Here is a 13,318-nt window from a genome sequence, read left to right on the forward strand (position 1 = left end):
GCGAGCCCTGAGGACACCTGCCATGCACCGACTGCTGATCATCCTGGCTGCCCTGCTGCCTCTGGCAGCCGGTGCCGGCCCGGCCACACAAAGCGACACTGCCGCCGACCCTGAACGTCCCCGGGTCGTCCTGGAAACCAGCAAAGGCACGATCGTCATTGCCCTGTTCCCGGACAAGGCGCCCCTGTCTGTGGCCAACTTTCTCCAGTACGTGGATCACCAGTGGTATGACGATACGGTGTTTCACCGGGTCATCCCCGGGTTCATGATTCAGGGCGGTGGCTTTACCTCGGTGCACGCCAGCAAGGAAACCGCTGAACCGATCCGCAATGAGGCCGACAACGGCCTGCGCAACAGTCGTGGCACCGTCGCCTACGCCCGCACTGGCGACCCGCACTCAGCCACCAGCCAGTTCTTCATCAACACCGTGAATAACACCAGTCTGGATCACCGGAACAAGACACCGGCCGGCTGGGGTTACACCGTGTTTGGTGAAGTGATTGAAGGCATGGAAGAGGTCGTGGACGAGATCAGTGCCGTCCCCACAGGTGGCGCCATGCTGGGCGGCAGACCTGCGCCCAACGTGCCGAAAGAACGCGTCATCATCAAGAGCGCCCGCCGCCTGACGGACGCCCCATGAGCTATACGTTATTCATTTCCGACCTGCATCTGGATGAGGGGCGCCCACAACACCTGGACGCCCTGGAAGCACTGCTGGCAGAGCACGCGGGCAAATGCGACGCGCTTTATGTGCTCGGCGATCTGTTCGAAACCTGGATCGGCGACGATGACGACAACCCGTTTCATCTTCGCGCCATTGCGGCCTTTCGCCAGTTCAGCGACAGCGGCAGCGCACTCTGGTTCATGCATGGCAATCGCGACTTCCTGCTCGGCACCACCTTTGCAGATCAGTGCGGCGGCACCCTGCTCGACGACGGCACCGTCATCAATCTGTATGGCCGCCCGGTGCTGCTGATGCATGGCGACAGCCTGTGTACCGCCGACGAGAAATACATGGCCTTTCGCAAGCAGACCCGTGATCCGGCCTGGCAGGCAGACATGCTGTCCAAACCTCTTGCTGAGCGGCGCATGATTGCGCAGATGATTCGCATGAAAAGCGCCCATGAGAATGCCAACAAGGCCAGCAACATCATGGATGTCACGCCGGAAGAAGTGGTGCGGGAAATGCAAGACGCAGGCGTGATGGACCTGATTCATGGCCACACCCATCGCCCGGCTGTACACGACGTGTCGTTGCCCGACGGCACAGGCAAGCGCTGGGTGCTGGGCGACTGGGGAGACACAGGCTGGTGGATCGTCGCCGACAGCGAGCAAGGCATGGCACTGGAAGCCTTTCCTCTGGCCTGATCGCTCCTGATCACTGTTGATCACCCCCAATCGATTCCCTTCAGCTAATCTCTGACAGCAAGACATAAAAAAAACCGCCGTATGAACGGCGGTTTTTTGTGGAGCATGTTGCCTTAGCGCACGACATCGTCCGCATGATCAGCGGCAGGCGTGCCCGGCGCGCTGTTGCCGCTACCCGCTACCAGTGCACCACCAGAAGCGATGAAGGTCGCCAGCTGTTGCTGCATGACACCGGTGACCCGTGCATCAGGTGTCGGACGTAGCAGGGAGCCATGATCCCCTGAAGCAAAGCGCACAATCGCATTGCCCGTGGTGCCCTCGGAGGGCGCCTGCGGCAAGCTCAGACCGTAGAATGCATTGACGCCCATCGGGCCCAACTGACCGCCGGCCTGACTCAGTGGATCGCCAAGCAGCGGCACGCCAGACAGTGCCAGGAAGGCAGTACCCTGTGCCAGAGGATCAGTCCCTGCCAGCCCCACCGGCTGCGTCAGAACGTTCTGACCCGGCAACCAACCGATCTGTCCGAGCTGGGAAACAGCACCCCATGCACCACCCAGCGCACTGCCGTAGGCATTGTTGGGCACTACCAGATCAGGACACCCGTTCGGGCTCGCACCCGGAGTCAAATCGCAGGCCAGGAAATCACCGGCACCGACCACCGACTGCATCAGGATATTGCGGCCATCCATTTGCGCGGTGTAGTTGATCGGATCTGTGTTATCCACCAGCGTCTGGGCAATGATCATGAAGCCTTCATAATCGCCAGACGGCTTGGCAATACCGGCAGCCGCTTGCAGGCCTGCGCGAATCTGCGGCTCGAATGTGGCCGAACCATCCAGAATCTTCGCAACACCACCACCAGACACATTGATGACTGCGGTTTCGATTTCGTCTTCCAGGGCCACGAAGGGTACACCGACGATGCCGCCGAGCGAGACACCCGCGAAGCTGATGTTATCCAGATCAACGTCAGCACCTGCTGGCAGAATGGTACCCGCCGCAAAGCCCTCACTGATCGCAGAGTAGAGTGCATGCAGATCCACGACGCCCTGACGCAGGCCGTCGCGTGAGTTTGCCAGGTTCGTCAGGTTGATGAAGCCATCACCGGAAGGACAAACCGTCCCGCCAGTCGGCGTTGCCACCGCTTCGCCAGCCTGACAGCCGCCTGCCGCCTCACCGGGGACCAGACGCTCGGGAGCACCACCGAAGCCGACGTTGGCGGTAAACAGCGCGCCGAAGGTCGGATCGTTCGGCACAATGCCGTGCTTGGGCAGATCAATACCTACCGCCACAACACAGGCGCGTGCCAGTGAATCAGCCAGCGCCATCAGTGAGGCACGGTTGGAAGTGATACCGTGCTGGTAGATCACGACCGGCAATGCAGACGCCTGCGCAGAGCAATCAATCGTACCGTAACCGGGCACATTCACACCGCCAGGCTCGAACGCATCGGGACGCGGCGCAGAAATAATCGCCGGAATGGAATGCGATGCCGCTTTCGGTGCTGCTGTGAACTGGTTACAGGGCAGCAGGTTGGTCGACGGGGTCAGGGCATTACAGGCAGGAATCGGTACCCAGCTTGCCGTGTCCGCTTCCCAGATCGTGGTGTTCGGGTTTGCCGGATCAATAAACTGCACGGTATCTTCCAGCGTTGCCAGATAGATATGAGCCGCATGATCGTTGCTGTTATCCGGTACCCCGTTGACGCCAGGAGACACAATGCCCAGTTGCGGGTTGGCCTGCCACTGGCTGAGCGGATTCAGCACGGTCAGGGCAGCGTCAGTCACCTGTGCTTTTGCGGCCATCAATGCAGAACCCACATCCTGTGTCGAAACGCCGTAGCTCAGGATGATGTTCTCCGGATCAACAGCAACCTGATCGGGCGCAACAGCAAAGTTTTCTATCGCAGACTCATGCGCATTGACCTGCTGACGCAGCGGCTCGAGCTGCAGCGCCTGAGGCAAGGTCAGCGTGATGCCAAACCCTGCAAGCGCCGGGTTGACGATGCAGGTCGATGGGTCAGACGAGACACAGGGACCATTATCGGGATCATCGGCGGTCAACGGCAGCGGCAATTTCGCGAGTTGGTATTCCTGATCCGCACCGACCGGCCCGGCAGCAGAGGCCAGATCATCCGTCAGCGTAATCAGATAGGTGCTTGAGGGAGCAAGAGGCCGCAAAGGCACGACGAACACGTTGGTCTGCAGCGGGAACGCAAAGTAATCCACACCGAAGCGCAGCTTGCGATCGATAGCCACCACGGTCTTGGTGGCAGGATCAACAGTGCCGCCTTCATAAACATGCAAACCGGCGGCCAGTGATGCCTGGGTTACCGGTGTGGAAAAACGCACCACCATGGATGCGGTCGTGCCAAAGCCATCCATGGTGTTGAGTGCGGTCTGAGGATCGGCCAGCGCCGCAGCGGGTGGTGTTGTTGCCGCGCCGCTATTGGGCTTGCCAGGAATATTGATCGACCCGTCCACGGTGCCGCTGAAGAACAGATCCATGGGGAACGGGACGCGGGCAGCGTTACCGGACCCCGGACTGAACAACGCCACCGGCGCTGGGGCTTGTGGTGGCTCGAACGTCACCTTGGAATCGCTACCGCAGCCGGCCAGCACAAGGGCTAGTGGCAACACAGGCAGCATGGCCTTGGTCATCTTTCTCATTGGTACTCTCCCGGGAGTATCGTGTTGTTGTCCTGTTTTTCTTCGAGTCGAGCAGTCGTAATAAAGTTGTAGACGCACTACTTACCCGAGAATAGCCCAGCGTTCCATTGCTAACAAGTAAAGATGTTCGACTGCGAAGTCACCCCGAGGCAGGCACAGCACAGGCCACCACTGTGAAGGCCCCGCCACGCCGGGCAACGCCTCAGCCTGCGGATTGACGGGCAAACTCTTCACCCGGCGGCCCGGAATGGAAGCGGAATTCCCGGTCTGGCAGGGTCACCAGATCAGCCTCCAGATCGCGGAAGACGGCAACGCGGGGGGCGATATCCTCCTCTGCATAAAGCGTAGCCAGATGCAGGTAATCCTCGAAATGCCGGGATTCACTCTTCAGCAGAAAGTAGTAGTAGCGCCCCAACTCCTCATCCACCCGCGGCGCCAGCGCGGCGAAGCGCTCACAGGAGCGGGCCTCGATCAGGGCGCCGATGATCAGCAGATCCACCAACCGCCCGGGCTCGCTGGTGCGCGCATGCTGGCGCAGTCCCTGGGCATAGCGGGACGAGGACAGCGCGCGATAATTCACTCCGCGCCGCCGCAGCATCGCCAGCACCTGCTCGAAATGCAGCAGTTCTTCCCGGGCCAGCCGACTCAGCGCATCCAGCAGTTCCGGCCGGTTCATATAGCGAAACATCATGTTCACCGCGGTCGCCGCCGCTTTCTTCTCGCAATGGGCGTGATCGATCAGCAGGATATCGGGGTGCTGGTCCGCCCAGTCCAGCCAGGCCGGCGGTGTCGGGCAAGGCAGAAAATCGCGAACGGCAGAGATGTCGTGCATAACAGGCAGGGTCCAGCGTGACAGGGGCCGGGCAGTATACCGTCTCAGTAGCGTCTGAGTAGCGTCTGAAAACCTGCCGGGCACCGCACGGGGCGGCCGGCGCCCTATGCGCAACCGCCCGGTCACTTCTATAATGCCGACCCCATAAGCTGCTCCCCGGCAGTCACGCGTCCGACAGCACCGCTCACAGCAGAGATACGGCATGGCAAAATCCCGCTCACCTCGCAGGCAACGACTTAAAGGCAGGCTGGCCCTGCTCGCCCTGCGGCTGGTGGGCTCCCTGCCCTTGTCACTCAACCGGGCGCTGGGCACCCTGCTCGGCTGGCTCGGCGCGTGGCTGCCCAGCGAGGCGCTGACGATCTCACGCATCAACATCGGCCTGTGTTTTCCCGAACTGGCGCCGGCGGCCCAGGCAAAACTGGCCCGTGCTGCCATGATCGAGTCCGGCAAGGCCAGCGCCGAGATTGCCTTCCTGTGGCAACAGCCAGACAAGGCACTGCCACTGGTGCGCGCCGTCGAAGGCGATCAGGCGTTGCGGGAGACGCTGGAGGACAAGCGCCCGGCCATTATCCTGGTGCCCCATCTGGGCTGCTGGGAAGTGCTCAACTTCTGGCTCAGCAACCACTTTTCCCTGCACGCCATGTTCAAGCCCTCGGGGCTGGACGAGGTAGATGCGCTGGTAAAACGCGGGCGCGAGCATTTCGGCACCACCATGTACCCGGCCACGGCCCGCGGCGTGGTGGGCCTGGTCCGCGTGCTGAAACGGGAGCCCGTCCTCACTGCCATCCTGCCCGATCAGGTGGCAGACAAAGGCAGCGGCCGTTTTGCCCCGTTCTTTGGCCACACCGCCTACACCGGCACCCTGAGCAGCAAATTGATCCAGCAGACCGGCGCCCGCGTGTTCATGGCCTGCGCATTTCGCCTGCCCGGCACGCGCGGCTTCGAGATCCGCTTCCGCGACCCTGACCCGGCCATCTACGACGAGGATATCGATCAGGCGCTACAGGGGCTCAACCGCTCGGTGGAGTCACTGGTCCGCGAAGCCCCCGCTCAGTACCTGTGGAGCTACAAGCGCTTCCGGCGCAGCGATGGCGTGCACCGCAATCCCTATAAATAAAAGCGCCCCTTTCGATCAGAGCAGAGAAAGGCTATAATCCGCGCGCCGTAACACACCTCACATATACCCCAAATACACCCCAAGCGTTTGATTTCCAAAAGAAATCCAAACCAAGACGAGACGAGGGATGCGCTGTGCTTGAAGCCTATCGCAAACATGTGGAAGAGCGCGCTGCCGAAGGCGTGCCAGCTAAACCATTGAACGAACAGCAGGTTGCTGCTCTGGTGGAACTGCTGAAAAACCCGCCCAAGGGCGAGGAAGAATTCATTCTGGACCTGCTCACCAACCGTGTTCCGCCCGGTGTTGACCAGGCCGCTTATGTGAAGGCCGCCTTTCTGGCTGCCGTCGCCAAAGGCGAAGCCAGCTCCCCGCTGATCGACCGCAAACACGCCACCCGCCTGCTCGGCACCATGCAGGGCGGCTACAACGTCCAGCCGCTGATCGACCAGCTGGATGACGCGGAAACCGCAGAAATCGCCGCCGAAGCACTCAAGCACACCCTGCTCGTATTCGACGCCTTCCACGACGTGGAAGAAAAAGCCAAAGACGGCAATGCGCACGCCAAAAGCGTGCTGCAGTCCTGGGCTGACGGCGAATGGTTCACCAGCAAACCGGCTGTGGCCGAGAAAATCACCGTCGCCGTCTTCAAGGTGACCGGCGAAACCAATACCGATGACCTGTCCCCCGCCCAGGACGCCTGGAGCCGCCCGGACATCCCGGTTCACGCCAACGCCATGCTCAAGAACGAACGTGACGGCATCACCCCGGACAAGCCCGGTGATATCGGCCCGCTCAAGCAGATGGAAGCGCTCAAGGCCCAGGGCCACGCCGTGGCCTACGTCGGCGATGTTGTCGGCACCGGCTCCTCGCGTAAATCCGCCACCAACTCCGTGCTGTGGCACTTCGGCGACGACATGCCGTTCGTGCCCAACAAGCGCGCTGGCGGCGTCTGCATCGGCACCAAGATTGCCCCGATCTTCTTCAACACCATGGAAGATTCCGGCGCCCTGCCCTTTGAGGCTGACGTCAACAACCTGAACATGGGCGACGTGGTCGACATCTTCCCCTACGAGGGCAAGATCACCAAAAGCGGCACCGACGACGTACTCAGCACCTTTGAACTGAAATCCCCGGTAATTCTGGATGAAGTCCGCGCCGGCGGCCGGATCAACCTGATCATCGGTCGCGGCCTGACCAGCAAGGCACGGGAATCCCTCGGCCTGCCGGAAACCGACCTGTTCAAGAAACCGCAACAGCCCGTCGACACCGGCAAAGGCTTCACCCTGGCCCAGAAAATGGTCGGAAAGGCCTGCGGCCTGCCGGGCGTGCGCCCGGGCATGTACTGCGAACCGAAGATGTCCACCGTCGGCTCCCAGGACACCACCGGCCCGATGACCCGCGACGAGCTGAAAGATCTGGCCTGCCTGGGCTTCCAGGCCGACCTGACCATGCAGTCCTTCTGCCATACCGCCGCTTACCCGAAGCCGGTCGACGTGGAAACCCACCACACCCTGCCCGACTTCATCATGAACCGTGGCGGCGTGTCCCTGCGCCCGGGCGACGGCATCATCCACAGCTGGCTGAACCGCATGCTGCTGCCTGACACCGTCGGCACCGGTGGTGATTCCCACACCCGCTTCCCGCTGGGCATCTCCTTCCCCGCCGGCTCCGGCCTGGTGGCCTTTGCCGCCGCCACCGGCGTCATGCCGCTGGACATGCCGGAATCCGTAGTCGTGCGCTTCAAGGGCAAGCGTCAGCCGGGCATCACCCTGCGTGACCTGGTACACGCGATCCCGCTGCAAGCGATCAAGGAAGGCCTGCTGACCGTCGAGAAGAAAGGCAAGAAGAACGTCTTCAACGGCCGCATTCTCGAAATCGAAGGCCTGGAAGACCTGACCGTGGAACAGGCATTCGAACTCTCTGATGCCTCCGCCGAACGGTCCGCCGCCGGTTGCACCATCACCCTGTCCGAAGACAGCGTGACCGAGTACCTGAAGTCCAACATCACGCTGCTGAAGTGGATGATTGCCAACGGTTACGGCGACGCCCGCACCATCGAGCGCCGCATCAACAAGATGAACGACTGGCTGGCCAACCCGACCCTGATGCGCGCCGACAAAGACGCCGAGTACGCCCAGGTGATCGAGATCGACATGGACCAGATCAAAGAGCCGATCCTGTGCTGCCCGAACGACCCGGACGATGCCAAGACCCTGTCCGACGTCGCCGGCGACAAGATCGATGAAGTGTTCATCGGCTCCTGCATGACCAACATCGGCCACTTCCGCGCCGCTGGCAAACTGCTGGAGCAAATCCCCAGCGGCTCGCTGACCACGCGCCTGTGGATTGCCCCGCCGACCAAAATGGACCAGCACCAGCTGTCCGACGAGGGCTACTACAACATCTACGGCCGTGCTGGCGCACGTACCGAAATGCCGGGCTGCTCCCTGTGCATGGGCAACCAGGCCCGTGTCGCACCGAACAGCACTGTGGTGTCCACATCTACCCGTAACTTCCCGAACCGACTCGGTCAGGGCGCCAATGTGTATCTGGCCTCCGCTGAGCTGGCTTCAGTCGCTGCGGTCATCGGCAAGCTGCCCACGACAGAGGAATACATGGTGTACGCCAACACCATCGATTCCATGTCTGCGGAAATCTACCGTTACCTGAACTTCGATCAGATCGCCGAGTACCAGAAGGTGGCTGACGGAGTGAAGATTCCGGTGGCGCAGGCCAGCTGATCAGAAAGATTGCTTATCGGCAATAAAACTCGGCAATAAAACAAGGCCCGCGAAAGCGGGCTTTGTTTTTATCAAGCCGCAATAATGCGAAACGCTGTCGCCTTTGCGACGGGACGCACCTGATTTCTTTCTCGCTTCAAATCCACGATGCCATAGTTCGACATGGTTTTAAGCGTGCGGGACAAGTTGCCCGGCGCACGTCCGGTGGCAGCGGCCAGCGCCGAGATGGATTCAGGATTGGTTTCCGTCATCACGCGCAGCAGTGCACGATTATCGTCGCTGAGCACTTCGGCCAGCGATTTCATGGAAGTAAACCATATCTTGGGCTCGCCCGCTTTGGGCTTGTACTCGCCACGCGCAATCGCCAGCGCGCGGCTTCGAATCTGCTCCTGCGGCATGATACCAATCACCAGCGTACGCATGATTATTTCACCTCTGACACTTCACCCTTGGCTCTTCACCTTTAACAACACGCGATCCACTTCATCAAAGAAGTCGATCAGCAGCTGTTGTGCATCCTTGAACGCATAAGGCACGCCCTTGTCCGACGCATGACGATGCCTGTGGTCATAGGCGCATATTCGGCCCGCGTATCCGGTTCTGCGGGGCGGCTTCACCGCATGCGCATTGTCATACCCCAGGATACGTTTGCCATAAGGCTCATGCAGCGTCAGCGAATATCGAATGCCGTGCGGCATTTCCTTGCTGACACTCACCCGCCACGCGTCAATCTTTATCCAATACCCTTTACCCTGATCGAAAATAGACCCATGAAGGTCAAGCAGGGTATCCATACCCGTATCGCGATCCATGCTCACTATATCACCTGATGATAAACAAGGCCATCCATGGCAGCACCACCCTCCTATGGCCGTGCCGCCCCTTCTGCCACCGGATCACATCACGGCACCCCAATACGGTCAATATGCAGCCCAGACGTAGGGTGTGCTGAGCGATAGCGAAGCGCACCGGGAGCGAACAGCAGCGACCATATTCGGCAGACCCATACGTTTGTCGCAGCGCATGGTGCGCCTTGTGCTGCTACAGTTTGCTCACTACTCACTACAAGGCCCCCTCCCATGCTCGCCAACGCCGAAACCAGCACGCTGATACTGATCGACTACCAGGGGCGCCTGATGCCTGCCATCGCCAATACTGCGGAGGTACTGACACGTGCGGTACGGCTGGGCAAGGCAGCACAATTGCTGGGGGTGCCGGTCATCGGCACCGAGCAGCGCCCGGAGAAGATCGGGCATAACGTGGCGGAGATCGCGGGGCTGTGTGATCAGACGCTGCTCAAGACAACGTTCGGCACGGCGGCGCGGGAGATCGAGACGGTGTTGGCGCAGGGGCGGCACGAACTGGTGCTGGCCGGGTGCGAGACGCATGTGTGTCTGTTGCAGACAGCCATGAATCTGCTGGAGGCGGGTTATCGGGTGCGGGTTGTGGCGGACGCCTGTGGCTCGCGATTTGCGGCGGATCGGGAACTGGCGTTGGCGCGGTTGCGGCAGGCGGGTGCAGATATCGTGACCACGGAAATGGTGTTGTTCGAGTGGTTGCACGACAGCCTGCATCCGCAGTTCAAGGCGGTGCAGGGGTTGTTGAAGTAAATTAAAAAAGACCAGCTTTCAGAGCAATCCTGTCTTCAATCCCGCCACAGTCAATGCCATCTGTTTTCTCAGCCAAGGCACCGCATACATCAGGGGAAAGGCCATATCCCGTGCGGCGGCCAGGCTGCGGCTGTGTGACTGGAATACGGGGGTCAGGCCGCGGCTCATGCGTTGGTAGAAGCGGATCGGGCCGGTGCGCAGGCGGTGGTAGGTGGCCCAGGCGTCGGGCCAGGCGGTGGCGTTGCTGAGGGCCTGGGCCAGTGCCAGGGCATCGGCGAGGGCCATGTTGGCGCCCTGCCCCAGTTGCGGGCTCATGGCGTGGGCGGCGTCGCCGATGACGCCGATGCGGCCCTGGGCCCAGCGGCGCATGATTACGTCACGGTAGGTGGCGGGGATCAGTTCGCGGCTGCTGCGCAGGGGCGCCAGTAGCGGGGCCAGATCGGGCCAGGTGCGCTCGGCGCCGACGCGCCAGGTGTTCAGGTCGATGCGGCCGTCACGCCAGGCGGGCATGTCTGCCACCGGCAGGCTCCAGAAAACGCTGACCAGCGGGGTATCGGGCCGGGCCGGGGTGATGCCGGTAGGCAGGATACCGGCCATGGTGTGGCAGCCGTCGTAGCGTTGGCGCAGGGCCGTGCTCGCCTCGGAGCACGGTTGCATGGTCCACAGGGCGCCCCAGGGGTATTGGCGGTCGTAGCGCACCAGGGCGGGTGGGCGCAGTTGGCTGTTGCTGCCGTTGGCGATCAGCACGGCATCGGCCTCGAGTGTGTCGGTGGCGCCGTCACGGCTCAGGGTCAGGCGGACGCCCCTGCCCTGTTCGGCCACGCTGTCGACGCGGGTGTGCATCAGGCGTTTGTGTGGCAGGGGCGCCAGGGCCTGATCAAGGATATGGCAGAGGCTGGCGCGGTGGATGCCGACGCCATGGGAACTGTCTGGCAGCCCGAGGTCAGCATAGCGGGTGTGCATGATGGTGCGGCCGCTCAGGGTGTCGCCGACCAGGGCGTCGACGCGGGCGCCATAGTGCAGGGCCTTGTCGCGCAGGCCGAGCAGGTCGAGGACGACCAGGCCGGCGGGCTGTAACAGGATGCCGGCGCCGACGGGTGTCAAGGCCGGGGCCTGTTCGATCAGGGTGATGTGGTGTCCTTGCCGGGCCAGAAAAATGGCCGTCGCCAGGCCGGCGGTGCCCGCACCGATGATCGCAATGTGTTGCCGTTGCATGCTGCCCCCGAGGTCCCGCCCCTGCGTGAATCGTTGACGACTTTAATCGGTGGTGTCACAGGATGCCAGTACGGACGTGCAATGCGGATGCTATACTGCCGCCTTTGTGCAGCCGCTGTTTTTGCTGTGCGCTGTTTACTTGCCCGCGAGCTGATTCATGTCGAATACCACCAAGGCCGACCTGCTGATGGTCCTGGTCACGTTGCTGGCCGCCGTCAGCTGGATATTCTCCAAGGAAGCGGTGATGCAGATGCCACCGCTGCTGTTCATGGGCATCCGCTTCTTGATGGCGGGCGCCCTGCTGGCGCTGGTGGGCTGGCGCATGATGCGGCGGCTGACGCTGGATCAGTGCAAGCGTGCGGTGATGGTGGGCCTGGTATTCGGTATCGCCATGAGCTTCTGGGTGACCGGGCTGCATCGCGGCACGCATGTGGGCGAAGGGGCCTTTCTGACCAGTCTGGCGGTGGTGCTGGTGCCGGTGATCGGCACGCTGGTATTCCGGGAAACGCCCCCGTCCAGCACCTGGCTGGCCTTGCCGGTGGCCGTCGCCGGGCTGGCCCTGCTGTCGCTGGAGCACGGCTTCCGGCCGGAGGCCGGGCAGCTGTATTTCGTGCTGGCGGCGGCGATCTTTGCGCTCTACTTCAGCATGAACACGCAGGCGGCCAATACCCAGACGCTGACCACCCGCGATGGCGCGGTGCAGCAGCGGGAAAAAGTGCCGGTGCTTGCGCTAACCGCCATGGTGCTGCTGACGGTGGGGGTCTTTACCGGCGCGCTGTCCCTGGTGCTGGAGCCTTGGGCACCCACCTTCGAGCGCGTCAGTCTCGAGCTGGCGGGCTGGGTGGTCGCCAGTGCGGTCATCGGTACGGCGGCGCGGTTCTTTGTGCAGACCTGGGCGCAGAGTCTGTCCAATCACAGCCACGGCGTGGTGATTCTGGTGATCGAACCGATCTGGGTGGCGCTGTTCGCGGCGGCGTGGTTCGGGGAAACCATGAGCCTGCAGCAACTGGGCGGCTGTGCGCTGATCTTCACGGCGCTGCTGGTGAATCGCTGGGGCGCGGTGCGCAAGCTGCTCAAGACCTGGCTCTGAAACATTCTGCTCACAGAGCGTTGCTTCACGCTGCGGTATCGTAGAGATATGTGCATCGCGAGGAGTACGCAGCCATGCTTGATCACCTGTCCCGCCGTCTTGTATTCACCCTGCCGTTTGCCCTGTTCGGGCTGCTGTCGAGCCTGCCCGCGCAGGCCATCGAGCCCTATCTGGGTATCAACGCCGCGGCGCTGCGCTATGAGTTGCCCAACGACACCAAGGACCTGCGGCCTTACGCCGTGCATGTCCGCACCGGCATCGAGTTCAACGAGTTTCTGGGGCTTGAAGGCCGCCTTGGCACCGGCATCTCATCTGATCGACGTAGCCGCAACGGGGTGCGCGAAAAGGTGCAGACCGAGTGGCTGGCCGCCGCCTTTGTCAAACTGTCAATACCGGTGAATCAGGGCATGGGCCGCCCCTATTTGCTGGGCGGCCACACGCATACCCAACAACGCATTACCCGTGACCAACCATTGTTGATCGGCAGCGTGCGCGAACGCCGCCGCGAAGATCTGCATGGCCTGTCATTCGGTGGCGGTGCGGACTTCATGCTAAGTGAAGCGGTGGCGCTGAATATGGAGTATGTGCGTTATACGGATGGCGGCCGGAGCCGCATTCATTCGCTGGCGCTGGGGTTGCGCACGGCTTTCTGAAGTCCGTGATGAGGGCTCAGTGG

12 protein-coding genes are annotated in these 13,318 nt (G+C 61.9%); 7 read left to right on the forward strand and 5 right to left on the reverse strand.

Annotated elements, in window-relative coordinates:
• Nucleotides 1-22 precede the first annotated feature (22 nt).
• Nucleotides 23-640, forward strand: a complete 618-nt coding sequence (locus tag K8B33_RS02755) for a peptidylprolyl isomerase (protein ID WP_223423024.1) — start codon at nt 23-25, stop codon at nt 638-640.
• Nucleotides 637-1,368 (forward strand): UDP-2,3-diacylglucosamine diphosphatase, encoded by a 732-nt coding sequence (locus K8B33_RS02760; protein ID WP_223423026.1) that lies wholly within the window; start codon nt 637-639, stop codon nt 1,366-1,368. Before K8B33_RS02755 ends, K8B33_RS02760 begins: the two co-directional genes overlap by 4 nt.
• A 113-nt stretch (nt 1,369-1,481) precedes the next feature.
• On the opposite strand, the gene K8B33_RS02765 is transcribed toward K8B33_RS02760, so the two are convergent.
• The gene (locus tag K8B33_RS02765; RefSeq protein ID WP_223423028.1) at nt 1,482-4,037 is read right to left on the reverse strand and encodes a hypothetical protein; all 2,556 of its coding nucleotides are present in this window, start codon (nt 4,035-4,037) and stop codon (nt 1,482-1,484) included.
• Between the two features lie 202 nt (nt 4,038-4,239).
• Nucleotides 4,240-4,869, reverse strand: a complete 630-nt coding sequence (miaE, locus tag K8B33_RS02770; protein ID WP_223423030.1) for a tRNA-(ms[2]io[6]A)-hydroxylase — start codon at nt 4,867-4,869, stop codon at nt 4,240-4,242.
• 202 nt (nt 4,870-5,071) lie between these two features.
• Here miaE and K8B33_RS02775 point away from each other — a divergent pair, with 202 nt between their 5' ends.
• Entirely contained in the window at nt 5,072-5,986 is a 915-nt protein-coding gene (locus K8B33_RS02775) for a lysophospholipid acyltransferase family protein (protein WP_223423033.1), read from the forward strand.
• A gap of 134 nt (nt 5,987-6,120) precedes the next feature.
• A complete protein-coding gene (acnB, locus tag K8B33_RS02780) occupies nt 6,121-8,727 on the forward strand; it encodes a bifunctional aconitate hydratase 2/2-methylisocitrate dehydratase (protein WP_223423035.1) in 2,607 nt (868 codons plus the stop codon).
• Nucleotides 8,728-8,798: 71 nt separating this feature from the next.
• Here the strand turns inward: acnB and K8B33_RS02785 are convergent, their stop codons facing one another.
• Both K8B33_RS02785 and K8B33_RS02790 read right to left on the reverse strand, forming a co-directional pair.
• On the reverse strand, nt 8,799-9,149 hold the full coding sequence (locus tag K8B33_RS02785; RefSeq protein ID WP_223423037.1) for an HVO_A0114 family putative DNA-binding protein: 351 nt from the start codon (nt 9,147-9,149) through the stop codon (nt 8,799-8,801).
• A gap of 21 nt (nt 9,150-9,170) precedes the next feature.
• Nucleotides 9,171-9,539: a toxin-antitoxin system TumE family protein gene (locus K8B33_RS02790; protein ID WP_223423039.1), complete on the reverse strand. Its 369-nt coding sequence runs from the start codon at nt 9,537-9,539 to the stop codon at nt 9,171-9,173.
• A 267-nt stretch (nt 9,540-9,806) separates the two neighbouring features.
• Between K8B33_RS02790 and K8B33_RS02795 the strand changes: the two genes are divergently transcribed.
• Nucleotides 9,807-10,337 (forward strand): isochorismatase family protein, encoded by a 531-nt coding sequence (locus K8B33_RS02795; RefSeq protein WP_223423041.1) that lies wholly within the window; start codon nt 9,807-9,809, stop codon nt 10,335-10,337.
• A gap of 18 nt (nt 10,338-10,355) precedes the next feature.
• Here the strand turns inward: K8B33_RS02795 and K8B33_RS02800 are convergent, their stop codons facing one another.
• Nucleotides 10,356-11,552 (reverse strand): FAD-dependent oxidoreductase, encoded by a 1,197-nt coding sequence (locus K8B33_RS02800; RefSeq protein ID WP_223423043.1) that lies wholly within the window; start codon nt 11,550-11,552, stop codon nt 10,356-10,358.
• Between the two features lie 157 nt (nt 11,553-11,709).
• On the opposite strand from K8B33_RS02800, the gene K8B33_RS02805 reads away from it, so the two are divergent.
• Together K8B33_RS02805 and K8B33_RS02810 are read left to right on the forward strand one after the other, a co-directional pair.
• Entirely contained in the window at nt 11,710-12,642 is a 933-nt protein-coding gene (locus tag K8B33_RS02805) for a DMT family transporter (protein ID WP_223423046.1), read from the forward strand.
• A 74-nt stretch (nt 12,643-12,716) separates the two neighbouring features.
• Nucleotides 12,717-13,295, forward strand: a complete 579-nt coding sequence (locus tag K8B33_RS02810; protein ID WP_223423048.1) for an outer membrane beta-barrel protein — start codon at nt 12,717-12,719, stop codon at nt 13,293-13,295.
• Nucleotides 13,296-13,318: the final 23 nt, after the last annotated feature.

The organism is Alcanivorax limicola (assembly GCF_019931215.1).
Classification (GTDB): Bacteria; Pseudomonadota; Gammaproteobacteria; order Pseudomonadales; family Alcanivoracaceae; genus Isoalcanivorax; species Isoalcanivorax limicola.